The 26,715-nt window shown below is 43.4% G+C and carries 15 protein-coding genes; 9 read left to right on the top strand and 6 right to left on the bottom strand.

Annotation, left to right across the window (positions count from 1 at the left end):
* The 6 genes from GXO74_10560 to GXO74_10535 form a co-directional block, all read right to left on the bottom strand.
* Positions 1-260: hypothetical protein (locus GXO74_10560; GenBank protein ID NOZ62112.1), on the bottom strand; the 260-nt coding region annotated here is incomplete at its 3' end.
* A gap of 195 nt (positions 261-455) precedes the next feature.
* Positions 456-1,739: a T9SS type A sorting domain-containing protein gene (locus tag GXO74_10555; protein NOZ62111.1), complete on the bottom strand. Its 1,284-nt coding sequence runs from the start codon at positions 1,737-1,739 to the stop codon at positions 456-458.
* A 375-nt stretch (positions 1,740-2,114) separates the two neighbouring features.
* Positions 2,115-4,283 (bottom strand): T9SS type A sorting domain-containing protein, encoded by a 2,169-nt coding sequence (locus tag GXO74_10550; GenBank protein NOZ62110.1) that lies wholly within the window; start codon positions 4,281-4,283, stop codon positions 2,115-2,117.
* 224 nt (positions 4,284-4,507) lie between these two features.
* Positions 4,508-5,467 (bottom strand): T9SS type A sorting domain-containing protein, encoded by a 960-nt coding sequence (locus GXO74_10545; protein ID NOZ62109.1) that lies wholly within the window; start codon positions 5,465-5,467, stop codon positions 4,508-4,510.
* Positions 5,468-5,516: 49 nt separating this feature from the next.
* Positions 5,517-6,449, bottom strand: a complete 933-nt coding sequence (locus tag GXO74_10540) for a UPF0164 family protein (GenBank protein ID NOZ62108.1) — start codon at positions 6,447-6,449, stop codon at positions 5,517-5,519.
* 56 nt (positions 6,450-6,505) lie between these two features.
* The gene (locus GXO74_10535) at positions 6,506-11,053 is read right to left on the bottom strand and encodes a T9SS type A sorting domain-containing protein (protein NOZ62107.1); all 4,548 of its coding nucleotides are present in this window, start codon (positions 11,051-11,053) and stop codon (positions 6,506-6,508) included.
* 1,031 nt (positions 11,054-12,084) lie between these two features.
* Here GXO74_10535 and GXO74_10530 point away from each other — a divergent pair.
* From GXO74_10530 to GXO74_10490, 9 genes are all read left to right on the top strand, one after another.
* Complete coding sequence (locus GXO74_10530) at positions 12,085-13,086, top strand: hypothetical protein (protein NOZ62106.1); 1,002 nt, start codon at positions 12,085-12,087, stop codon at positions 13,084-13,086.
* An 18-nt stretch (positions 13,087-13,104) separates the two neighbouring features.
* Entirely contained in the window at positions 13,105-15,900 is a 2,796-nt protein-coding gene (locus GXO74_10525) for a PEGA domain-containing protein (GenBank protein ID NOZ62105.1), read from the top strand.
* A gap of 432 nt (positions 15,901-16,332) precedes the next feature.
* The gene (gene acs, locus GXO74_10520) at positions 16,333-18,246 is read left to right on the top strand and encodes an acetate--CoA ligase (protein ID NOZ62104.1); all 1,914 of its coding nucleotides are present in this window, start codon (positions 16,333-16,335) and stop codon (positions 18,244-18,246) included.
* A gap of 882 nt (positions 18,247-19,128) precedes the next feature.
* Positions 19,129-20,625 (top strand): sodium:solute symporter family protein, encoded by a 1,497-nt coding sequence (locus GXO74_10515; protein NOZ62103.1) that lies wholly within the window; start codon positions 19,129-19,131, stop codon positions 20,623-20,625.
* A gap of 284 nt (positions 20,626-20,909) precedes the next feature.
* On the top strand, positions 20,910-21,524 hold the full coding sequence (locus GXO74_10510) for a threonylcarbamoyl-AMP synthase (GenBank protein ID NOZ62102.1): 615 nt from the start codon (positions 20,910-20,912) through the stop codon (positions 21,522-21,524).
* Positions 21,525-21,544: 20 nt separating this feature from the next.
* Positions 21,545-23,302 carry a DUF885 domain-containing protein gene (locus tag GXO74_10505; protein NOZ62101.1) on the top strand — a complete coding sequence of 586 codons (1,758 nt, stop codon included), beginning with the start codon at positions 21,545-21,547 and terminating at the stop codon, positions 23,300-23,302.
* Between the two features lie 65 nt (positions 23,303-23,367).
* Positions 23,368-24,381 carry a hypothetical protein gene (locus tag GXO74_10500; GenBank protein NOZ62100.1) on the top strand — a complete coding sequence of 338 codons (1,014 nt, stop codon included), beginning with the start codon at positions 23,368-23,370 and terminating at the stop codon, positions 24,379-24,381.
* Between the two features lie 189 nt (positions 24,382-24,570).
* The gene (locus tag GXO74_10495) at positions 24,571-25,323 is read left to right on the top strand and encodes a hypothetical protein (GenBank protein ID NOZ62099.1); all 753 of its coding nucleotides are present in this window, start codon (positions 24,571-24,573) and stop codon (positions 25,321-25,323) included.
* A gap of 392 nt (positions 25,324-25,715) precedes the next feature.
* A partial coding sequence (locus tag GXO74_10490; GenBank protein ID NOZ62098.1) for a hypothetical protein occupies positions 25,716-26,715 on the top strand: 1,000 nt, incomplete at its 3' end.

The raw sequence follows: 26,715 nt of genomic DNA, 5'->3' as shown, positions 1-26,715 counted from the left end.
CCATCAATGATACACTTATCTGCTCCAGCACCTTGCAATACCACATTCTCCTTCATCCGAATCCCGTGCTCGTAATAAGTTCCTGGCATCACATAAACCGTGTCACCAGAGCTGGCTGCAGCCATGCCCTCGCTAATGGTTAAATAATCGCCATTACCTCTGGCATCTACGATAATCGTTCTGGCTGAAATGACATTATTAAATAGCAGCATCAATCCCAACCAAACAATATTCCCGATTAAACACTTTTTATTTAACATAACACTTTCTTCCTTCTGAAAATTATTTTACCAATAACAGCTTGTCAGAACGTGTGAAACGACCACTTTTTAAAGTATTCCTGAGCACAAGGAGAAGCAATCATGGTCGTTGAAAGAATAACAAAACATAAAAAAATGGCCGCCAATATACGGAATGTTTTCTTTTTTAATTCCATTTTGCCCTCCATGTTTTAGCTAACGAATTAATGTCATCTTTTTAATTTGTGTGAAACTACCCATTTTTAAAACATAGAAATAAATTCCACTGCTCACATCCTTTCCGTTTTTATCCTTGCCGTTCCAAACAATCTGATGCTCACCAACCTGTTGGTTTCCTGTGAACAGTTTTATCACCTCCTTTCCTTCCAAGTTATAGATTAATAGCTTAACTTTACCATTTTGAGCTAAGTGATATCTAATTGTAGTTTCTGAATTAAATGGATTTGGGAAATTCTGAAAAAGATTATGTGTTTTTGTAAGAAGAGCATTTTTTTCCTGTTGCCTAATTAAAGTTGTTACCGTGTCTTGGAATACAAAAACACCTTCATCAAAAGCAGCAAACCAAATTTCTCCCTTTGAATCCACAAAAATATCACTTATGAATTTCCCATCTAAAACACTATCTTGTGTAAAATGTTGCCAATGGTTACCATTAAATTCACTTACACCATAATAACCTGCATAACTGATCCATACATGCTGATTAGAATCAATGGCGACATTATTGAGAAGGTTAGTTTCTATACCATCTTTTGTAGTATATAGGCTCCAATTTGTCCCGTCATACATTCCCAGTCCATCCAATAAAGTAGCAAACCAGAGGCGATTCTGTTTGCTAAAAGCTAACTCTATAACTGTTCTCATGCCATCTCCCCACATATATCCATATTCCAGAGAAGATATTCCATTATCGTGTGCAAAATAAAGATTTCCTTGACGATCTATTTTTATATCACTGATTGCATCATAAATGTAAGTTCCGGGTACAAAAAATGGATGCCAAACTTTCCCGTCAAACCAATAAGCATAATTTGCATCTGATCCAACCCATATATTGTTTGATGAATCAATCCCTAATGCAAAAATCCAGGTATCTCTTTCTCTACCTGATGGATTGTAATAAGTGAATGTTGAATCATCATATTTGACAACATATTCTTTCGTTGCATGGCTTAGTGCTACTCCCACAAACCATTTGTTATTATTTTTATCAATCTCGATTTCTCTCCAAAAAATCATCGTACTATCCCAAACCGTTGTATCGACTAATGTGTGCCAGATACCTTCCGTGTCTAACTCACACACACCTTTATCTGTAGCAAACCAATAATTCCCATATTTGTCTTGAGTCATATCTAATACGTTTCCGGGGAGCTCATCAGGATAATGTGTCCAGATACCTTGTGAATAGCAAGTAGGGATTTTCAAAAATAAGGCGTTGATAATACAAATAAGAAATGTAAAGAAATATGTCTTCATGATTTCTCCTTTAAAATAAGGGAGCAAAACGTTTTAGCGAATGGGGCACCCAAACCACAATCCATCTCTGACCCGCATTGCAGCTTGGGCTATGAGTTATAAACTTATTCTTCCCCCAAATTATTCCAGGAAGATTTTCCCCCAAATATGCTTTGTTTTGTTGTATCTGTTTCATCACAATACTTTAATTTTAATTTATTTTTTTATTAAAAAATTCGCATTGCCCTTCTATTAATATATTAAAATTTGCACCCAAAATATTAAAAAAAAATCTGTTATTTTTTTGTAACAAATTAAGCTCACAAAAAAGCCTTCCCCAGATGAGAAACGAGAAACCAGGTTTCTTGAAGAAACCTGGTTTCTTTTAACCCCAATCTACCGCAACAACACCATCTTTTTCGTTGCGACAAACTTGTCGGTGCGCAGTTGACACAAATAAACCCCGCTGGCGACTGCATTGCCATTTTCATCTACGCCATTCCATTTCACGCGATGCGTTCCTGCGGATTGCTGCCCGCTGAACAAAGTCCTGATTTTTTGTCCCTGCAGATTGAAAATTATTAGCTCGATATTGGATCTTTGAGGAATTTGATAGGTAATTTCGGTTTCAGGATTGAACGGATTGGGATAGTTTTGGAATAAAACATAGTCGGAAGGCATGACTTTTTCTTTATCGGCTTTTACGGAAACTTCCGGCATCCATTTGTAAATAGCGCCATGTTCCCCTCCAACCCAGCCATGATCTTTGTCCGTAAAAAACATCGTCGCCCACCAGCAATAATGATCCGTGGAATAAGAAGAGTCCCAATGTTCTCCGCCGTCAAGTGTATGAAAAACCAGGCCATTGTCCGCACATATCAATCCCTCATTCTCATCAAAAAAATGGACTTTAGTTAAAAATCCATCTCCTGTATCAAGAGAAATATTTTCCCACTGCCATCCGCCATCTGTCGTGCGCCAGGCAACATTGCCACTCCCCACATACCAACCATGGGTTCGGTTAATAAAAAACATATCCTCGAAGTGGGGCACGGGAATCGTTGTTTGATAAACCCAGCTATCTCCGCCGTCCTCGGTGTGATAAATTATGCCATCATAGCCAGTCAGCCAGCCGTATAAACTGTCCACGAAACACGAGTTATCCATCTGTTTTCCTGTTACAAAAAATTTTTCCTGCCATGTTTGGCCGCCATCATCCGTGCGACTTACATAACTGTGCACAATTTCATTGGTGTCCGAATGAGAACCTACCAGCCATCCGCGTCTGTCATTGGCGAAATAAATCGTGTAATAATGGCGCGTGCTGTTTTCTAACGCACATTGCCATGTTATTCCGCCGTCATTCGATTTGTAAACATGACTGCCTGCCGCGAGCCAGCCCTGTTGCGAATTACGAAAAAAGATATTGCCGGATCGATCCAAATTCGCCGTTTCCCAGGTGTTTCCTCCGTCGGTTGTTTTTATCAAATAATTGCATGATGCCCAGCCGGTGTCGCTATTGACGAAAAAGATATCATTTATTTGCGTTGCCGGAAAGTTCATGCGCCATTGCCAGCTTTCTCCGCCGTCTTCGGTCTTCATTATTTGACCTGCCCAGCCTACTGTCCAGCCAATTCTATTATCTATAAACTGAATATCCGTTAAAAGAGGGAAATTTCTCTTATTTTGCATCATCCATGTAGAGCCGCCGTCACAAGTTTTTATGAGTGTTTGATAGCCAAACGAGCTTCCCCCGACCACCCAGCCAGTATCGGGATTGAAAAAATATAGACTCTCTAAATTCGGTGTTTTATCGCCAAATTGGACGATATCTTTTTGGATTTCCCAGGTATTTCCGCCATCATGAGTGATTCCAAAAGTCGCGTTTGCGCCAAGGACAAAACCATGATTCTTATCGATAAATTTTACTCTTGTAAAAACAGAGCTGCCATCGCGATATTGCTCCTGCCATGAATTGCCGCCATCGCTGCTATGCCAGATTGCTCCCTTGTCTCCGGCGACCCAGCCATTTAAAGAATCGACAAATTCAATATCCCAGAATCTGTTATTAAACGTATTCTCTTGATATTGCACCTGCCAGCTCTCTCCGCCATCCGTTGTTTTGATGATTATTGTGTTCAAATAGCCAACGATCCAGCCGACTTTGTCACTGACAAAGCTACAGCTCAAAAAATCATTTGTTAACCCTGTATCTTTGTATTGCCAGCTATTACCCCCATCTGTTGTATGCAATATCGTTCCTTCATAGCCAATGAGCCATCCTATTTTTTCATCGACAAAAAACATATTTTCAAGAGACCCGGTTAATTTTGACAAGACTTCATCGCTAAACTGGTAATTTTGCCAGGTTTCTCCACCGTCCTCAGTTAAAAATAAATCTGCTATGTCTGCCAATATCCAACCTTTCTGCTCATTAACAAAGGTAATTTTATTAAAACTTTCTTCAAAATCTGCCTGACGAACTTGCACCCATTTTCCCTGTGCTGATAGATGAGAGGTAATAGTTGAAAATAAAACAAGCAAAGTAAGAAGAGCTCTTCTCATTTTCATGCTCCTTTCATTAATAAAATAAGATCTGCCCGCTGATAATACGATAAGTGGGCTGATGAAGACTAACTTATTTACTAATAAATAGCTTCCTAATATATATTATAATTTTATGTTAAAATATTGAAAATTTAATTAATAGAAAAGCCTTCCCTGATTTCAGTTAAAATCAGGAGAGGCTTCATTTCCAAGCAGGATTGTGGTCTTTGCGAAAAAATTGCTTATCGCAGCAAAATCATTTTGAGCGTTGAGGTAGCAGATTCTGACTGCATCCGGCAAAAGTACACGCCGCCGGAAACAGGACAGGAAAAATCATTTCTCCCGTCCCAATGCAAATGGTGGATACCCCGCTTTTGATTTCCGTGTGCCAGCAATCTGACCTGTTGACCCGCTGTGTTCAAAATAGTGATGCGGACAAAAACGTCTGCAGCCAGTTCATAGTTAATCTGAGTCGTTGGATTGAATGGGTTGGGAAAATTTTTCAGCAATTTGAAAACGAGCGGAGACGTGATTTGTACTCTTCTTGTCGGAGAAAATTTGCTGCTGCCGTCAAGGTCAATCTGTCTGAGGCGATAGGAGTAGCTGCCCGGCGGAAGATTGCTATCCGTGAAAGAATACGCATGAGGTTCAGCGGTAGTATTTTGCCCGCGAACAAAATCGATGATTTGGAAATCTTTTTCGGTTTTGGAGCGCTGAATTTCAAAACCAAAATTATCGCTCTCGCTCAAAGTGCGCCATTTGATTTGTACTTTGTTGCCGAACACTTTTGTTGTAAAAGAGGCCAACTCCACCGGAATGGCGCCGCTCGACACCAGATCAAGATTTTGGTTTAGTCCCGATTTCCAGGTTCCGGTCGGAGCAAGCAAGTAAACCTGACCATTAACAACGGCATTGAAAATAATCTCGTCACCGTCCTTGCCGCCTTCGATTTCTTGAGTCGAAGGATCGTCTCCGTTGACAAGCAGCAAGCCATAGCTTCCGGCAACATCGACGGTGTCGCTGGCCGGGTAAGCGATGTTGTTAATTGTGGGGATGACAATTGTTCCGGCGGGTGCGTCGGCAGTGTTTATTTTTATTGAACCGTAAAAACCTGCCGGAATTGGCGGCTGCGAGATACCTGATGTGCTGAAAATGGTGATGAATAAAAAAATCGCGGCAAAGCAGGCGCTTGTTTTCCTCATGGGTGCTCTCCTCAATTCTCCGATGCAACATCTTATTTTTTCAATCGAATCAAAAGAAAATATTTCCGGAAATGCGGTGCGCATTCCCCAAATCGTAGCTGACAAAAGCGTAGTCCACGGAAAAGAATGAAAACTTCATGCCGGCGCCGGCGGTCAAATGATTTCGTTCTTTGCCGATGCGCAGGCTGATGGTTTGAAAAATTTCATATTCCAATCCGGCATTCAAATCCACGCCGGCAACGTTACCGATGGAATAGAGATTCTCCGGGCTTCTGCCCTCGAAGCGAATCGTCTGTCCGATTGCGGCGCGAATTTTTCCGGTCAAAAACGGCACTTTATCGGCGAGAGAAACGGAAACTAAAATATTGGGGTTTCGCATTTCCCGACTGCCGGTGTCCCAGAACAAATAAGTTCCGGTCGCATCTTGCAGACACGCACCGACCGAAAATTTGGGTGAAAATTGATAGAGCGCCCCCAGGTCAAAGCCAAATCCCAATGCGGAATGGTCAGCGACTTGCTGGTACAAGGTTTTCAGATTTCCGCCGATGAAAAGATTTTTCTTCACTTTGCTGGCAAAAGAGAGAAAAATAGCATGTTCCAGATCCTGGAAATATTTTTCAATGATGGGCCTGTGGAATTCATCGAGCTGGGTTGCCATGGGAATGTCTTCCACGCCGACGCGAAAATAGCTGATTCCGAAAGCCCTGCCGGATTTTGTCGGAAAGATAAAATTGACGAAATTTGCTTGCAGCAGATCGGAAAACTGGCTGGAATGCATGAGCGACATTTCGGGAGAAGCGAGCTGCGCCAATCCGGCCGGATTCCAGTAAACCGCCGACGCATCATTGGCAATCGCGCTGTAAGCTCCGCCCAGTGCCAGCGCTCTGGCGCCAATGCCAATGTTCAAAAAATCCGCGGTATATTTTTGTCCGAAGGCAACATTCGTTGCCAGCAAAAACGCGAATAAAATTACTTTCGCCAAACGGAATATTTTTTGCGCCGAAGGGATCAAGTTAATTGCACTCCCGCAAAAATTTGCTATTGAATTTTTACTAATTTTTCTACGCACTCGGTTTTCTGCTGCTGGTCTTTGGCAATGATTTTGTAAAAATAAACGCCATTAGCAATGGGGTCGCCGAATTCATCAGCGCCGTCCCAGTAGGTCTCATTGTAGCCAACTTCTCCGTTAGCGCCGCGAATGGTACGAATTAATCTGCCGGAAATTGTGTAAATTTTAATGCAGACGTCTGCCGGAAATTTGTTTAGCAAGTAATAAGTAAATTTTGTTTCATCCTGCATGGGATTGGGAAAATTGACAACTTTTTCCAGCGATAAATCCGAGCAAATACGAAAGCTAAATTCTGCGTATCTGTCGTTAGGAAGTAAGCTGACATTGTGGACAATTGCTTTCAGCACATACTCGCCGGATTCAATGTTTGCCACCGGCATTGAAATTCGAAATTGACTGGCATGTTGATTTCCGGTCTTTTCAACGAAAAATTTGTCTTCAGTCAGCGGAAGAGCATTGAGACAAATTTGAATGTCGTCATTTGCCAACGGGATTTGTTCGCTGACGATGTCGATGAAAATGGTTGCATCAGCCGGAATCGGATCCCCGGCGACGGTCTCAGAATTAACGATTTTGTTGTCCACGCGAAATTGAATTTTCAACGGCGATTTCAAAGAATCAGCGTCGGTCAGCGCAAACAAATCCAGCCGATGGTTCACTGCTTCTTCCCAGACGCCGCGAGTGTCCGATTGGAAAATTTCGCCGGAAGGCAAATGAATTTTGAAGATAATTTCTTCGCCTTGAGCCGCTCCCTCGATTGCCGTGGTTTTGGGATTATCCCCGCTGACGAGAAACAAATTGTATTTGCCGTCATTTTTTACGATTGCATCCGGCGGAAAATGTTTGCCGTCAAGCCACGAGGAAATGCGCGTCCCGCGCGGCGCCGGAAGATTGCGCACGTAAACGCTGCCGAAATAGCCCGAAGGCATGGGCACGGTGAGCTTGTAATATTCATCGCTATTAGTTGCCGCCAAATTGATCTCTTTTGCGGCGGAAGAAATGAGCGCATTCGTTTTTGGCGCTGCCTGCAGCGGATTTTGCGGCGCGTTGTTGTAAACGGGAATGCGTGACACAATGAGCGTGTCCGCCCGCGACATTTTGAGCCAATATCCGGCGCCAGGTTTGAGTTGATTCAATGTCCAGAATTGGTCTGGTAAATTTGCATCTGCGCCGTACCATTGACCGTCTGCGTAATGGAGAATTTTTTCCCAATTTCCCTGAACCGTTTGCAGCGCCGCAGAAAGACCATGAGATTCAACAGTTGGGTAACCGACTAAATTCCACCCCGGAGTGAGCGGAATGATGCTGGTTTTTTCAGCGCCGTCTACGGAAATGAGTCCTTCAGACGTTGATTGCAGCCAGTAGCCTCGGCCTGTTTTGAGTTCTTTCAATGTCCAGAATTCAGAAGGAATTTGCGCGTCTGCGCCGATCCAGTGATTGTCCTCGAAGGCCATAATTTTTTGCCAGCTATTTTTTACTGATTCAAGCGCCGAATCGATAGAAGCGTGCGCCGGAGCGCGGGGCAGCGAAATCAAATTCCAATCCGGTTTGACGGCAAATGCGAGCGAGGGAATATTGATTTTCAAAGCCGGATCTCCGAATAAATTGTAAAAATCAATATGATCGCTGAAAACGGCTCCGCCCGAAGCGAAAATGGAAATTTTTCCTTTGACAACGACGGAACCCAAAATGTTGTCGCGGTCCTGCAAAAGCGATTGGTAAAGTCCGTCGCCCAGATACTGGTCAGCGGCGGTGTAGCCAAATCCGCTTGGCGAAAGACAGGCGACGGCTCCGCCCATGCTGGCATTGAGAAACTCTTCTGCCAAACAATATGGCTCCTGCGCATGTTGAAAATAGCCGTTCATGCAGGACATGGTTACCAAAATGGGCAATTTATCTCCGTTATTGAGGGAAAGAACGTCAGTGCGATTAAAAATGTTTTCGGAAGCCCAGGTGCTCGGCGAGCCATGACCGAGATAGTTGACAATGAGACAGCCGTAATTGATGCCGTCAATGATCGCGGCGCGGGCTTGATCTTCCGAAAGATAATCGCGAAGATAGACTCGTAAAACGTCAAAATTATCGGGCAGATAATTAGCGATAAATGACTCGGACACATCTTCGAACGGACCGCCGTTGTCTTTGTTGTCAGCGACAAAAATGGTTTTTCTGTTCCATCTGCCTGGCGGGGGAGAGGATTCGTAATGAATTATTTTTTGAATTATCAAATCGAGAAAATTGTTGCTGCGAACCGGTAGCCGCCCAATGAACATCTCCGGCAAATTATCTTCGCCTTGCAGACACACAAACCAGTTGTCAGAAGAAGTCTCGGTGTGAATTGTTGCGCTTTCAAAAAGGTGTGTCGGCATGAAATCAGTCAGGCTGTTGCCCGTGTAGTTTTTGAAATCATAACTCGCATCTCCGACCAACAAAACGTATGTCGGCGCCGGCGGCGTCCAGTGAAAGTAGGCATATTTTAGAAAATTTTTAATCGCCGCCGGGTCTTTGATGCCGTAATTTAATTCGTCGTAAATATCATCCACGCGAACCGTAGCGACGTTCAATCCCTGATTTTGTCGGAAACTCGCTAATGGCGCAATATTTTGTTCAAAATTGCGATGCGTGATGATGATGTAGTCCGCCTGATTGTTGGGAGAGAGAAGCTGCGAAAAATGATCTTTTTCAATCAGCGCCGGCTTTTTTGTGTGCTCGGGAGAGATAGCCAGATAATGTCGCGATTCAGCAGAATCCTGAAAAGTCAGGCGACGAGACGAACCATAATCTTCATAGCGAAAATTGATGAATTTTCGCGTATTGACGGAATCAGTAATATCGTAAACGAGCATTTCATCGGAAGACAAATTGCTGATTTCGTAGTGAAAAAAACCAGGAGTTTCTTTTCCCCAGAATCCGAAAAAATTACCGCGTGCATCGTGCTCGCGCCAGAATTCTGTTCTGAACCAATTCAATAAAACCACGTCCGCCGCCGCTTCAGTGTCGCCAGGCAACTCGATGGTCAAAATATTTTTTCCCTCACGAAAAACTCCCTGATTAATGTTCGCCTGCGCTTGTTTTTTGTCCTGTCCGTCCCATTTTACATCTAAAATTTGTTCGCCGTTGATGAAAATTTTCGCATGGTGATCCGGATTTTGCACCATGTGGGTCACACCGCGAAATTCAATAGTGAACCGCGCCGGAAGAGCGGAAACAGTTACCAGATCGTTGAGGTAGAACTCAATTTCTTTCTGCGTCGGCGCGGTCAATTTTTCCCAGAACCAGTGGTCTTCGTATTGGCCGTTGGCAATGCTGGTGTAGTAGAGTTCGTTTTTCTCATAATGTTTTTTGTAAATCGACCGCTTCACGATGGGGAATGTGCTGTCAGGTTCACTGTCGCAGAGTTGAATTCTTTTTCCTTTTTCCTCACCGACAGTCAGCCAATAAATATTATTCCTGGTGTATCGGCCTTTTTCGGCGGCGCCAAAAAATTCAATGTAATCGGATTCGTCAAATTGCCCGTCTTTCTCGCCGGCGATGAAAATGGGAATTTCCGTTCCTTTATTAAACATACGGATATTTCTCGGATCAACGCCAGCCAATTGAAGTCCCGCTGTTTCTAAATCGCTGCTGTAAATGCGATAAATAGCGTCGTCGTCAATGAAAATTTTGTACCACTCGTTTTCAGAAAAACGATAGTGATTTTTGCCCACGACTGCCGTCGAATTGTCAATAATGCGCCACGATTTCGATTTATCATAATTGACGACAGTTTTTTGGAGAATTTTTTCAAATGGCGCGCTTTTCAAACGGCTGCTAAAATTATTAGCCAATTTTTTCGGAGAAGAAAATCTGACAATGATGGTCGCTTTCGGGAAAATTTTCGTTTCGCCTGTTGCGGGATTGTAACGTACCGGAAAAAAGCGAATGCGCCCCAATCTTTGTCCGCGCAGGTAAATTGAAGTGTCCAAAGCCACTGCTTGCGGTGGATAAAATGAATTTGTTGGGAATGATTTGCCGGACGGAAGAGTCTTCGTAATCAGGTCGGGTGAAGTTTTTACGTCCCCATTTTCAAAAACCTTCTGCTTTGTGCCCCACCGCGGCGTCGCCGCGATGTTCAGCGAGCCCAATGAGATCGGATCCGACAACCGGACTTGGAGCGTGACATTTCCCGACGGGGGAAGCGCAAAAAGAACGGCTTTTACCGGCAACTGCGGCTTGTCTGGTTCAAAGGTCTGGGCGAAATTGGGAATTGAAATCGATTTAAAAACTTTGCCCGCAGATTTTCTATTTTCTATCTGATAATTTCGGGCGCTGATTTCGAACTTTAGTTGATTTTGACTACTTTGCAAAATTTTTAATGACTTTCCCGTTTCTTTTGAAAAACAAACAGCGCTGCTTTTCAAAATGAAATGTGTGAGAAGCAAAATAAAAAAAAGTGTTTTTCGTTGATAGTTTGCCATGTCGTTGTCATCGTAAGTTGGTTTTGGGTCAAATGGAATGACCCTAACGGATGTTTGCATAATGGGAGTTAGTCTGCTAAAATCTTTCAACATACATCAAAAAATATGCCATCATTATATGAAACAAATAATTAAGTCTAAAATGAAAATTAACAGTTCCATTGGTTTAGAAATTAGCAACAAAAAGAAAGTAATTTCTTAAAAAACAAGGTGCAGTTACAGGGATCAATTCTAACCTTTTTTGAAAAAATCTTATTTGCTATTTTGGAAACATGTAACTTACTCTTCTTTTTTGTTTCAAGTCAATACACCGCATTGAACTCAATAAATCAGATTGATGCGATGGCATGTCGTTCACAGGTCAGGTTTTTATGTCGCGATTTTTGTCGTTCAGAAAATCTTCATAAAAGAACAAAATATAGCAATAATTATCACAAAACAATTCCTTGTTTCGTTGCAAGTGGAAAGTTGTCTGATTTCAATTTGAAAATAGAAATTATATTCAATGCCGGCGATAAACGGAATTATTAAAAAATTGTTAAATGTGATTGGCAGCACTATTCTTTTGAAATTTAAGGATATATTAATAATGAAAACGATAACTAATAGTAAATTATGGATAATTATGTCGAATTGTCTATTAACTTTAGCAATTTTTGAATTTTTAAACTGGGGCGCGAATGTTGAAGCGACAGAATAAGGAATTGATTTATCAACTAAAAAATTAGACAATTAGCTGGTTAATAATTTGCAATAAATTTGTCTTTGACCATATTTGTTTTGAAATGAAGGAAACAAAAAATATTTAAATGATTAATTGATTCCGGCTGAAAACAAGAGAATCAGACGATAAATAAAAGTCATAACATAAATAGAATCAATATGATATATTAGAAAGAAAACCCCAATAAGATGAAAGGATTTTATCCGAATTTAAACAATGGTTAATGAAATTTCATTTTTCGATGTGTTTTCGTTAAAATGGTGGTACAAAATTTGCTGTATTGTAGATAGAAAATGATTAAACATTAGAAAAAACAATAAATTAAATTATTTTTCATCGGGAAACAACTATTTGTGGGATTTTCATCATGAGCAGCAGACGGACAACAATTGGGTTATTCATCATTTTCACTTTCTTCATGGCGGCGAGCATATTTGCGCAGCAGTCAGGGTCTTTGTGGATAAAGACAAATAAGCCGGGTAGCGCTGATTTTAATGACGAGACCGTTGACAAAAAAGCGTTACAGTTTTTGGACAGTTTGATGCAACGCGACGATATCGTGGTTACTTTTCTGGGCGGCGCCGACCAGTTGCCCTGGAAAGGGCTGCCGAAAAATTCGAAACTGTCTCATGCAATTGATCAGGCAAAAAAATTGGAGCGTGCTTTGGCATTGCGAAATCGTTATGGAAAAGGAGAGATTGGCGTTACTGATGAGTCGATTCGCGGAGTTAAAGTTGTGTGGCGTCCCAAACCTCCGGACGCGTTTGAACTCAAAAAAGATTTGGAAGCGCTGAAAGCCGCCAATGATTCGCTGCGGAAAATGGTGCAAAATAATCACAAGGGAGAGGATCGACGATTACTTGTTGTGGCGGATTCGCTGGCGCGTAATTTTGCCGATCAATATCGCGTGCATGATCAGGAAGTGGAACACATTTTTGCTGATTGGGAGATAAAAACCGGTATGGCCGCCTGGACAGGAGGATCGCCTTATGATTTGTTGGTGCCGACTTTGGGCATCTCTCTCAGTCGCATGTATTGGGCTTTTGAATTTAGCGGCGGATTCACTCCCTGGAGTCAGAAAGATGCCCTTGGAGAACGCGGCGACGCTTTGCTATCAGGGACAATCTCATTTTTTCCCAGAAATCGAATTTCTTATCACCTGGGAGCATTTTCAGGTTGGGAATTTTTAACGAAAACGGACAACTGGACGATGAAAGTGATGGGGGTAACCGTTGGACCTTCGATAAAATGGAAATTTTTTGAGCTTTATGCCGGCTATGCTTTTGCAAGGTTGAGCACCTTAACCGGAAATGATCGTTGGAAAAACGGACTACTTGCTCATCTCAATTTTAAGTTTCTTATTAATTAAACGTGATGAGGTGAGGTCATGGACAGCAAAAGGACTGCATTGTGGTGGGGAATTGTTTTTGCAATTTTTTGGGGGTTAAGTTGCAGCAAAGCACCGTTGCCAACCCAGACCAATGAGGGGAATATTGAAAAACAAAACAATGTCGGTAAAATAATTATTACGGCGATTGATTTGAATGGCGATGCACTTGACAGCGCTAATGTTTATTGGGATGGAAAATTTATTGGTTTGACTCCGTTGGAGAAGAATGATGTTGTTACAGGAACGCATACTGTTCGGGTGCAAAAGACGGGTTTCGAGTTATATTCAGAATTTATTACTATTAATTCCACTGAAACATCATTTATCGAAGCGATATTAAAAAAATTAGCTCTAAACAAAGGACAGCTATTCGTAACCGTGGATCAGGATTCGGTCGTTACAACTGTGACTGACGCCGATAATAATGTTGTTGATTTGTTTTTTGACCAGGTTCGAAGCCTGGTGTTGGACCCTGGCGGCTATTTTATTAAGGCAGAGCGGCCTGGTTATCGCATTTTTCATGTTGCCGTGGAAATTCGCATTGATAGCATCGTAATTCAAAATATTCATCTCGAAAAATTGGAAAATAGCGAGCTTCCGGAAGTGGTTTTGGCTCTTCCCGACAGCGGGCAGGTGAATGTGCCGGTAGCGATCGCCTGGGAAAGCAGCAGGGCGGAGCGTCTGGACATTGATTATGTCCCTAATCCGGGCTTGAGCGGCAAGCGCGAGATTGTCTTTCAGCTTTCGGGAATGAAATATATTCGAGCAACGGCTTACAATAATGCCGGTTCGGTGACTTCACTGGACAGCATTTTTATTGCAGATCCCGTGAATGATCCCGGGACTCCTCCGACGATTGACGTATCGGTTCAGCCCAAGAATATTCAGGCTGGCGAGAGCGCGACGATTCGCTGGCAATCCCACAACGCTGTGAATGTTTCGGTTGATTTTGTTGTTGGTGCGGGATTAAGCGGCGCCTGGCAAGTGAAATTCGACACTCCCGGGGTCTATCCCATCGAAGCGCGCGCTACTGGACCCGGCGGCGAGGCCACTGCCACTGATACGCTTTTTGTCAATCCGAATAATTTGCCGGATTTACCGAATATTGAAGAATTTGAGTTGACGCCAGATTCCATTCAGTCTGGTCAAAATGCGGTCTTGCACTGGCAGGTCAGCGGACAAGGCGCGCGTGTGATTATTGACCAGGGAATCGGAGAAGTGGGTTTGTCAGGAAACCAGAATGTGAGTCCGGAGATATCAACGCTGTACACTGTTTATGCGACGAATTCAGCGGGAACTGTTTCCAGGTCTGCTTTTTTGAAGGTAGGCCAGCGCGATCCAATCACTACCGACCCGCCCATAATTCAAAATTTCACCGTGGAACCCGATTCAATTGAACAAGGTCAGACCGCTACGCTTCGGTGGTCTGTCAGCGGAGAAAATCTGCACGTCATCATTGATCAGGGAATCGGAGAAGCGACTCCCGAAGGTCAGATCAATGTGTCGCCTGATGTGTCAACGCAATTTACGTTGTATGCGACAAATCCAGGCGGCACGGTTTCACGAAAGGTTCAATTAGTCGTTGCGGAAAAACAGCCATCGCCGCCAGATCCGCCAACAATTTCGTTGACGGCAAATCCGCTGGAAGTTTTGGTGAACGAGCCGATAACTTTGACTTGGACGTCGGAAAATGCGAATGTCGTCATGATCGATTTCACGCCGCAAGCCGGTTTGAATGGCGAATACCAGTTGACATTTTCTCAACCCGGCGAATATGTCATTCACGCCGTTGCTTACGGAGACGGTGGTTCGGCGCAGGCTCAGGTCACGGTGACCGTGCGAGACTTTGATGCGCCGAATTTGGATTTTTCCGCGACTCCTGCGGAAGTCGATTTTGGCGATCCGGTAGTGGTAACCTGGCAGTCTGACGGATTTCAAGTGATCATTGATCAGGGAATTGGCGTGCGCGGGCCCAGCGGTTCCGAGGAAATTATTTTTGAAAGCCCCGGCTACAAAATTTTCACGGCTACTGCTTACGGAGCGGGAGAAAAGACGACGATAAAAACAGACACAGTTTTCGTGCGAGAACCGCAATCTCCGGAGTTGCCGGTAGTCTGGCTGGCGATTGTTGACAGCGTCGAGGTCGGAAAGCCGGCGGCGGTCGAATGGCACAGCCAACATGCGGAACGCGTTGATGTGGATTTTGTGCAAAACCCGGGATTGAACGGAAGAGCGGAAGTTGTTTTTGCTTCGGCTGGCAGGCGGATTGTTTCGGCAACTGCTTACAATTCGGCGGGACAAGTCACAGTTTCGGATACGATTGAAGTCGTCGAGTCCAACATTTACCAACAAATGTTGCCGATTTACGTTTCTTCGCAGACCACCGTCGCCGCCATTCACCCGACTGTGCCGCAGGTTGTGGAGAATGCCGGTCAAACTGAAATTATTAAAGCTGGCTATTATCGAATTACCGCAGCCGTCTGGTACAATAGCGGTGATTTGCAAAAAAATGAAAGTTTCTTTATTGTGCTGCACGATGAAAATGGCAATAATATTTATCCTGAAGACCCCAATGCCGGGATTTACAAGGTTGTGCCCGACGATCCGGGAAAAGCGCACGTCAGCGAGCGAAATGCAGGATTATTTTATTTGAACCAGGGAGAGATTACTATTTCTCTCCATCACTACTACACCATCGCGCAGCAATTTCCGCAGTTTGTGGTTGACGGTCCCATTGATGGGCCCGAAAGTGTACATGTCGTGAGTTTTAAATTAGAGTATTGGCAACCATGATTACCCTTCCATAAATGGGATTAACATCAAGCACAACATCTTTGAAAAAAGTCTCTCGAGCAAAATTGAAGTTCGAGGGGCTTTTTTTTTTTGCTAAAAATTAAAGATGCTATTTTTAGAAATACATTGATAAGCTACGTTAGCTGTTTAGAAAATCTGGCTGCTTGTTTATTTGAGTTCCGCTTTTGGGTATGTGCTTTTTCAAATTATTATGCGTCAAATTCTATCTTCATAAAAAAGTCCTTTTGGGAAAGTTTGATTATTCATAAGTCAACCCGAGTTTGCATTACTAAAATTTTGCTTGATAAGTTGAGCAAAAAGCGGTATATTGTGACAAAAAAAATAACAAAAATCTTCAATAGATGAGAAAAAACAACCGACTAATAATAATCTTATCAAATCTTCAATCCATTCATCGGGGAGGTCAAACCTATGAAAGAAAAAAATGAAAAGACAGTAGTCATGGAATCGGAAATCTACAACCCACATGAGGAGATCGTTAAAAATGCTAATGTGAAAGAATACGAAAAACTCTACCAGCGCTCCATCGAAGATCGGGAAGGCTTTTGGTCAGAGCAGGCCGAGTATTTGGAGTGGTTTAAAAAATGGGATAAAGTGCTGGACGATAGCAATAAGCCTTTTTACAAATGGTTTGTAGGCGGAGAAATCAACATTGTTCACAATGCAATTGACCGCCATCTTAAAACCTGGCGCAAAAATAAATTAGCCCTGATTTGGGAAGGTGAGCCAGGCGACGTGCGCACTTTTTCTTATCATGCTTTGAATCGTGAAGTTTCCAAATTTGCCAATGTGCTAAAAAGTATGGGCGTGAAAAAGGGTGAAATTGTTACTATTTACATGCCGCAGATTCCGGAGCTGGCAATTGCCATGTTAGCCTGTGCTAAAATAGGCGCTGCTCATAGTGTCGTTTACGGTGGATTTAGCGTGGAGGCGTTAGCTGAAAGAATTGAGGATGCGAACAGCAAAGTTCTCATCACTGCAGATGGCGGGTACCGACGTGGCTCTACTACTGACCTCAAAGGAATCGCCAACGAAGCCATGAAACGCTCTCCCACCATAGAGGTCTGCATTACTGTAAAAAGAACGGGCAAAGAAGTTTACATGGAAAATGACCGTGATTTTTGGTACCACGATCTGATGTGCATGCCCGTTGCCAGTCCCAAATGCGAAACAGAAGTCATGGATGCTGAAGACATGCTTTTCATTCTTTACACTTCCGGAACCACTGGGCGTCCCAAAGGTGTATTACACACTCACGGCGGCTATGCGGTCTATACTGCCACCACTTTGCGTATGGTGTTTGATTTAAAAGATGAGGATCGCTGGTGGTGTGCCGCCGATCCCGGTTGGATTACCGGACACAGTTACATCGTTTACGGACCGCTGATGAACGGAGCCACTGTGATGATGTATGAGGGTGCTCCCAATCATCCCTATCCAAATCGCTGGTGGCAGATGATTGAAAAATATGGCATTACCATTCTTTACACTTCACCGACGGCAATCCGCGGGCTGATGCGCTTCGGCGAGGCCTGGGTCAATCGTCACGACCTGAGCAGTTTGCGGCTGCTGGGATCGGTAGGCGAGCCCATTAATCCCGAAGCCTGGCGTTGGTATTACCAAGTCATCGGTAAAGAAAAATGCCCCATCATGGATACCTGGTGGCAGACAGAGTCCGGTGGATTTATGATTACGCCGCTGCCAATTACGCCATTGAAGCCCGGTTCTGCCACCAAACCTTTCTTCGGCAATGAAGTGGCAGTTGTTGACGAAAAAGGCAAAGAGGTCAAACCCGGCGAAGAGGGCAATCTGGTGATAAAGTCTCCCTGGCCTGGCATGGCGCGGACAATTTTCGGAGACCCTGATCGTTTTCGGGAGGTCTATTGGAAAGAATATGAAAAACAAGGTTGGTACAAAGCCGGTGATTCTGCCCGCATCGATAAAGACGGCTACGTCTGGATTATCGGGCGCATCGATGATGTTATCAAAGTGAGTGGTTACCGTCTGGGCTCAGCTGAAATCGAGAGTGCTTTGGTGAGTCATCCGGCAGTTTCCGAAGCGGCAGCTATTGCACTACCCCACGAACTAAAAGGAAATGCTATTCACACTTTTGTCATTCTGCGCGCTGGTGAAAATTCCAGCAAAGAGCTGGAACAGGAGTTAAAACAGCACGTGAGCAAAGAGATCGGCCCGATTGCTAAACCCGAGTCCATCACATTTGTTGATAGCTTACCTAAGACGCGGAGCGGCAAAATTATGCGCCGTGTGCTAAAGGCGAGAGTCCTCAATCAGGAGGTCGGTGATCTGAGCACTCTGGACGAATAGATAGCGACTAACGCCGAAAGTCTAATCCGAAAGATTTATTATAGCTTCCATTTTTAAAAGCCACAGAAAATCAGATATTTTGCTGTGGCTTTATATTTTGGTAACTATTCAGCCACGAAGCCGCCACGGCTCCAAGATTTAGTTGGCTAGAAAAAAAATAATTTTTTGGGAACCGCTTTGAATAAAAATGTGTTTTGAACAAGCGCCCATGTTCATTCAGAGGTTGCAATTAGTCAATTTGACCAAAACAAATGCGTTGTGATCGTTTGAATCCGAAAATCAGATAGTTTTACAAGTCTGAGGTAAAAGTATTTTTCGCTTTTGCCTGATTAATATTGCCAGCTCAATTTTCGAAAACACCGGCAATAAATTTTTTCGATATTTTAGAATTCTCTAACAGTGGAATGTCGTTTTCTGTTAATTTGTCGCTAATTTAAACTTTGAGTCTTTGAGCCTTTGTGGCTGAATAGTTACCTATTTTGCTTAAAAAATCGAAGTGGATTTCATGAGCAAATAGTTAATTCATTTTGCCATCACTCATTTTGCAGAAAAAAAAGGTGTTGAAGCTAAACTCTGTTCAAGAAGCAATCGGATTTTTAATTTAATGCAGAAATTTCACAATTCAACTTGACTTTTAGGAAAAATAATTATATTTTAGCTATTTAATATGAATGACCAGTTGGAAAATTTTAAGTAAAATAGCAATGAAAATAATAAAAGCCTTACGGCTTAATTCCTAAATTGGAGTTTCCTAAATTGGAGTGGAGTTAAGGCGTCAGCCTTTTAAAAACAATAAATTAGCGACTTATGTTCAATTTTAACTGGTCATTCGCATTATTTAATTAATTGAAATATTAATAATGGTCATCCGGTTAGGTGATTATGATTTATCTCATTGTAATAATTGTTTATTTTGCTCTTCTTTTTGGCGTGGGACTTTTTTTCTCATTTCGAGTGAAGAACCAGGATGATTTTATGGTTGCCGGAAGAAAACTGACTTGGCCGATTTTGGTCGGTACGCTTTTGGCTACCTGGATTGGTTCAGGCGATATTTTCAGCGTTTCGGATTTGAGTTATCATCACGGTTATTCCTCTTTGCTTGGCAGCGCAGGCGGCTGGTTGGGAATAATTGTTGTTTTTTTTATCGCCGGACGAGTGCGAACATTCGGGCAATACACAGTGCCGGACATCCTCGAAGTGCGCTACAATAAATGGGCACGATTGTTAGCCACTTTGACGACCATTATCGCTTATGTTACTATCGTCAGTTACCAATTTCGCGGAGGCGGCTGGGTTCTCAATATTATTTCCAACGGTATGTTCAGCCCGGATACCCACTACCAAATTTCACTTTTCGGAGATAAATTTTTTCTGCCGATCATTCAGTCCGGCCAAATTCCCATGCAAACCGCCATGCTTCTGGTGGCATTTTTTGTTGTTTTGTACACACTGACAGCGGGAATGATGTCGGTGGCTTATCTTGATATTATTAATGGGATGATGATTATCTTGGGCGTCTTTTTGGCGATTCCGTTTCTCATTCACCATGTCGGTGGCATGGAATACATCGAGGCAAATTTACCGGCGCGGCGGAATCCGATTTTGGGCAACATGACGACGATTCAGGCGTTGGGATATTTTATTCCCACGCTATTGCTGGCGTTGGGAAACGGGAACATGTATCAGCGCTTTTATTCGGCAAAAAATCCCGGGGAAGCCAAAAAATCTGTTGTTGGCTGGGTGATTGGCGTGATTGTCATCGGCGTCGCGCTACAAAGTCTGGCGGTGATTGGAAGCAGTTTTTTCAAAAATTTATCTCCCACTGAGGCGGGAAAGATCATTGTTCTCGTGGCATATCAGGGAGTTCCGGTAGCGGTAGGCTGCATTTTAATCGCGGCAATTGTCGCCATTATCATTTCTACGGCTAACAGTTTTTTGCTCGTGCCGGCGACCAACATCATGCGCGATATTTACCAGCGCTTTATTGATCCGAATATCAGCGATAAAAAAATGGTGCTTTTTTTGCGCATTGCAGTCATTTTTTTGGGCGTCGCCGCTTACTTGCTCATGCAATTTTTCCCGCGAATTTTGGACGCCGCTTATGCCGCGTACACGATTTACGGCGCCGGCTTAACGCCAGCGTTGTTGGCGACATTTTTCTGGAAGCGCGCTACGGCGCACGCCGGCGTGGCTTCGATTTTGACGGGCATGGGGATTACCGTTATTTGGGAAATTGCCCGAAAAATTCAAGGCGATCTGCTTTTTGGCGTGCCGGCAATTTATCCGGCGCTCGTCGGGTCTGTGTTCATGCTGGTCGTCATTAGTTTGCTGGAAAATCCGCCGCAAGAAAAAAAGTGGCAGCCATTTTTCAGCGACTAGTCGATCCGTACCGAAATTTGTATGCGTGTAGAAGTATCTGTAATTTTTTTGCTGAAATTTTTCTTTGTTGATGGGAATATATCGGTTCTTTTTTTGCCCTTTGAGTATTAGAGATTTCGAGGCTGAATAATTACAAAAAATGTTTGTGCGTGGGCATTGGTGAAATAGAATTTTAGAGAAGGCTTTGTTTTTCTCTGCAAACTTGGCGCCTTTGCGGTGAAATGATGCAACTTGTTGCGCTGGATACAATAAAACAAAATTCTTTCAGGACGATCTCGATGGCGATTATTTATGAAATTAATCCGGATAACCCTCAACCGCGACTGATCGCTAAAGTTGTTGATGGCTTGAAAAAGGGAAGCGTAATCAGTTATCCCACGGATACAGTTTACGGAATTGGTTGCGATATTTTCGAAAAAAAGGCAATAGACCGCGTGCGTCAAATTAAAGGAAAAGCGCACAAAGACCCGTTGAGCTTCATTTGCCCGGATTTAAAAGATATTAGCAATTATGCCCATGTCTCCAACCGCGCCTATCGCGTGATGCGACATCTTTTGCCGGGCGCTTACACTTTTATTTTGCGCGCCACTCGCCTGGTGCCCAAATTAATGGTGAGTAAAAGAAAAACCGTCGGCATTCGCGTGCCTGACAACAATATTTGCCTGTCTCTTTTGAAGGAATTAGGACATCCGATAGTGAGCACCAGCGCCAGCTTTAGCGAGGTCGATATTTTCACGGATGCCCAGGAAATTGATATCAGACTCGGTCACATTTTGGAAATCATCATCGACGGGGGAGAGTTAGGAACAGAATCTTCCACTGTGATCGATCTGACAAATGATGACAATTTTGTTGTTGTGCGCCAGGGCAAGGGAGACGCGAGCAGCTTTGTCCGATAAAACCGGAGTCGGAGGAAAATGTGAAAAAAAGTTTGCGTTGCCGTTTGCAAAAGCTTGTTTTTTTCTTTATTCTCATTGGTTTGACTTTGCCGCAATGCAGTAAGTTTTTTGCCAATCGCAAAGTAGATCGGCTTTTTTCCGATTACCTTGTCTGGTTTGAGCGCCATTTCCCGGTCGAAGCTTCCAACCGCGGCTTGCGCGATTCGGATGGCTGGCTGCCGGATTTTTCCCCGGATAGCGTGGCAGTGGCTATTCGCCAGCTCAGAGAATTCTCTCGCCGCATCGATGAGATTAAGCCGAACTCACTCAGCCCAAACCAGCGTAGCACCCGCCAAATTTTGCAGAGACAAATCCGATTACATCTTTTTGAACTGGAGCATTGGAAACGCTGGCAAATTGACGCGAATTTTTACGTGCAAAAGATGCAAGACGCCGTCTTTCCGCTCTCGATCTTGCTCACTGATTCCACTGAACAGTACGCTAAACCGCTCATTCGGCGGCTGGAGCTTTTGCCGAAATTAATGAAGCAACTGAAAAAAAACGTCGCAGATTTTTCGGCGACAGATCAGGAAGTTGCTGTTAAACGCGCCGTGGATTTGGAAAAATGGATTGGCTTTGAACTTCGCTCCCAGTTGAGAGATCATTTTCAAAAAGCCGATACCACGGCGCGACTAATTGCCGTGGTCAATGATTCTTTATTAAAATTAATCAGATTTCTGGACGGCAAAGCGGTCGCGGATTCCAGCCGACTGGCGCCATTCAAGAAAAGCGATTTTCAAAATTATTTAAAAATCTCTCTTGACGACAGCGTGTCATTGCCCCAATTACGCGCCCAGTTGGCAATCGAGCTAAAAAAAATGAAAGGAGAAATGTTTCGCCTGGCAAAGGAGCATTTTGAGGAGCGGAATAAAGATATCGCAGCGATCGACACAGTCCGACTCATTCGTCTTTTTGATAATGCAATTAAGAACGAGATGCTGCGTCGCGATCAAATAGAAAACTTTATTCGAAACTTTGATGGCTATACGCGACGTTTCATTCCTGATATTGCCAATTTGAATATCAGCGTGAACTATCCGTTGCAATTCAAGTGGGAGAAGTTGAAAGGCGAAAATCCATTCCAGCTCATCTGGCGCGAAACTATTTTCACCGCGCCGCTCCGGCCGATTTTCATCGCCAGATTGAGCGCAGTCAACGGAAACAGGGATTTGTTCGCGCAATTATCGATCTTGCGGCGCTACAACAAAGCGGCTTTCAAACAGCGCTATTTGACGGAAATACTTCCCGTGCACTATTTCAATTGGGAAAATGCTGCGCCGGAAATGGTTCTGGCGGCGCGCGTTTTTCCCGATCAAATTGCCGCGGAAAGCTGGCCTTATTTTTTTGCCAGATATTTGATCAAGCGCGGTTTCAGCGGCTACGACCGAGGGGTTAAATTTATGTTAATCAAAAAGATAACGTCGATGATTATTTGCGCTTATTCCGAGTTGAGTATTTACTTAGACGATTGGCAGGAAAAACAGATGCTGCGTTTTTTAAGTGACAATAAAGATTTTTCCGATGAAACGATATCTGAAATGAAATTTAAAATTTACAGCCAGCCAGCGCACGATTTGAAAATTTTGATCGGATTGGAGAAATTTCAAAAATTGTATCTTCTGCACCAATCTTTACTCAGGGAGCAATATCATCCGTCTAATTTTTTTGAAAAAATATTGAAACAGGGACCTGTTCCAATTTCAATAATCCAGAAAAAATTGCAGAGCAAAAAAGAATAAATTCATCGTATCTGGTGATTTAAAAAGGGTAACCAATACTATTCATAAAACAGGAGGATATCACAATGGCGACTATTGAGCAAATTAGTTTGTTGAAAACCAAAAATCTGAAGTCTCTGAAGAAAAAATTGAATGTCAGCGGCGTCGGCGTCGGACACAAAATTGTGCAGGGAAAAGATACCGGAGAGATGTGTCTGACCGTGCTGGTGAAAAAGAAAGCTCCCAAATCGGAATTGTCTTCCCGGGATCTGGTGCCGGAAACGCTGGATCAAATTCCGGTGGACGTGATCGAGGTCGGAAATATTGTGGCGCTAAAGGCGCGTACTGATCGCTGGAGACCGGCGCCGGGCGGCGTGAGCCTTGGGCATTACGCCATCACCGCCGGGACATTGGGCGCGTTCGTGAAAGATGCGGCGACTGGTGAAACGCTGATTTTGTCCAACAATCACGTGATGGCAAATTCCAACGAAGCGGACAAAGGCGACGCCATTTTGCAGCCTGGACCCGCCGACGGCGGCCGCAATCCGCAGGACAGAATTGCCAATCTGGAAAGATTTGTTCGCATTCAATTTCAGGGCGGTGATGGCGGCGGCGGAGGCATTTGCTCCATTGCCAAAGGAGTGTCCGATATCCTCAACTGGCTGGCAAAAATTCTCGGTTCGCGGAGCCGGTTGCTGCCCACGCGAATCGAGCAGGATTTTAATGAAGTTGACTGTGCTCTCGCCAAACCCGTAGCCGGTGCAATCAAGGAAGAAATCATCGACATCGGCGTCATTACCGGAACCAAGCCGGCGGAAATCAACATGGCGGTTCGAAAAAGCGGCAGAACCAGTCAGACCACAACGGGCACTGTCCAGGTTCTGAACACGAACGTGGACGTTGGCTACGGCGGCAGCCGTGTGGCAACTTATGAGAATCAAATTGTCGCCTCCGCTATGTCCAACCCCGGTGATTCGGGTTCGCTGGTTGTTGACGGATCCGAACCTCTGGCAGTCGGACTGCTTTTTGCCGGCTCGGATACCACGACGATAGTTAATCCGATTGATCGTGTGCTGGCGTTGTTGAATATCGTTTTTTGAGAAAAAGTTACCGGTCGGTTCGCGAAATTAAATTTTTTCGCGCGCCGATCTTTTTCAATCAAATCGTCAGACCTGATAATCGAAGCGCTGACAACTTCTGCACTACATCGCTTAATCATGACGCACAATAATTTTTGTGACAAAAATTCTACCATATTCATCTTGCAAGAAATAGTCGGAGGGAGCACAATGTTAATCACGTTTTTTTATGCAATTTTTGGCGGCGTCCTGTTCCTCATCGCCTTACTCAACAGCGGTTTTAAAATTTTTGGCAAGGAAACTAATAAATCCGATGCGGCGTTTTTGATTGTCGCTTATTTGTTCGGTGCTTTTTTCCTCGCTGCGGGTATTGTATTGACAGTCATGGAGCGGACTGAAGCCGTACAAAATCCGGTTCAAATCGCAGCCAATCAATCAATTGCCACAAAAAATCGTCCGGTTAAATCCATTGGAAACAAAACGTCGGCCGAAGAAGCGAAAAAAGTAGCAGAGAAGAAAGAAAGCGAAATTCAGCAAAAAGCAGCGACTGCCAAATCCACGCAAAAAAAACCAACCGCGACGTCGACTCCGCAAAGAAAGAAAAGCTTCGTTTTTAGCGCTTCGGATCAAAGCTGGGCGCAGATCACAACCGCTGACAAATTCGTCTCCTGCAGTGACGTTCGCAACAGAATGCCCGTGGGAATTACTGATCGTTTTACCGCCGGCGAAAGAATTTTCGTGTGGGCGCAAATTTACGCGCCGCGGCCGTCAGAACGAGTAGAATTGGCTTGGTACGACAGCAACGGGAACGTAATCGCGACAAAATCCTATACGATTTATCAAAATTTAGGCGACGGCTATCGCATTTATTACTGGAAAATACTGTCTCCCGGCAGATACACGGTGAGTCTTTTTAACGGAAAAGGCGAAGAAATCGGGAGAATTGCGATTAATGTGGATTGATTTTTAATTGATAAAAATGAAGTTACCATTGAGAAAAAGTAACTATTCAGCCTCGAAACTACCAAGGCTCAAAGGGCAAAAAAAAAACCGATATATTCTCATCAACAAAGAAAAATTTTCAGCAAAAAAATTGTAGATACTTCTACTTTAATTGGGGGCTGCACAAAGATTTTAAATTAAAGTTTGGCGCCGGGGAGTCTTGGCGGCTGAATAGTTACAAAAAAAATGGCGAATCAAAAATATAAACACATTCAGGCGCAGTAATATGTCAGAAATTGGAAAAAAGTTGCAATTTGCTTGACATTTTCATTATTTCTCTTTATATTGATCTGACTTGATGGCTGAAAATAAGTTTATTTTCAGCGCCTTTATTAAAAAGAGCGAAATGTCAGATGCAATTTAAATTATTCTCGCTGATTTTCATTCTGAATATTTTACTTGCCGCTGAAGCTCACGCTGACGCGAAGAGCAATCCGGACATCCCACAGTTCGATTGGCATATTTTACAATTTCCGAATTCCGAAAGAGCTTCTTACGGACTTTTTATCAATGACTCTACGGCATGGCTGGCGACAGGTAAAGAGAAATTGCTGCACTTTCAGCATGGCCGCTGGCAAATCGATCCCTTCTTTGCTTTTGAATTACCTACAAGCATTTTTGGCAGTAAGAAAGTGTATGTCATTTCAAAAAATAAATTGAGCGGTCGCTGGCATTTGCAAGTTTGGGAAAAAGAGCGCTGGCTAACGATTGAAACGCCAAATTCCGAAATGATTCGCGGAGTGCATTTTGTTGCTCCCAATAATATCTGGACGGCTTGTGAATGGGGAGAATTGCTGCATTTTGACGGAAAAATGTGGCATTTGATTACCGGTCCTTCTTTTGCGCATAATAATGCCATATTTTACCGCAGCGATAGTTCGATTTGGGTCGCCAGCGAATATTATAACAAAAGAACAGTTTCTCATTGGACCGGAAATCATTGGATTAATTACGATAAAGCAAAGGCTGGGGAAAAAGAAATTCCTTTTTCCGAGATAATTCAAATTCTCGCTGTTAACGAGGAAACCTGTATCGGCTTGCTCCGCGGTGATAAAGATTCAATTGTCACATTAAAGCCAGGGGAAGTCAGCCTTGTTAGCTGGAATAGATTAGTCGTCGATACTCTAAATCAATTCATTCCGATTTACCAGGACAGCATCCCATTTTTTGTCAAATCCAATGCATACGTCAAAATTAATAGTGGGCTATACTCGACTGAAAATGAATTTCTTCTGGTTAATAAAGCTCCTGGCGGCTATTCGGGCTATTGGAAAGCGGCAAATAACAAAATTTATTTTATTCGTTTTCTGCCGATGAAGCAATCAAATCAAGCAAATTCAATCTATGAAGAAT

The organism is Calditrichota bacterium, from assembly GCA_013152715.1.
Taxonomy (GTDB): Bacteria; Zhuqueibacterota; Zhuqueibacteria; order Thermofontimicrobiales; family Thermofontimicrobiaceae; genus 4484-87.
The sequence above is the reverse complement of the archived record's forward strand: the minus strand, read 5'-3'. Positions and strand labels throughout refer to the sequence as shown.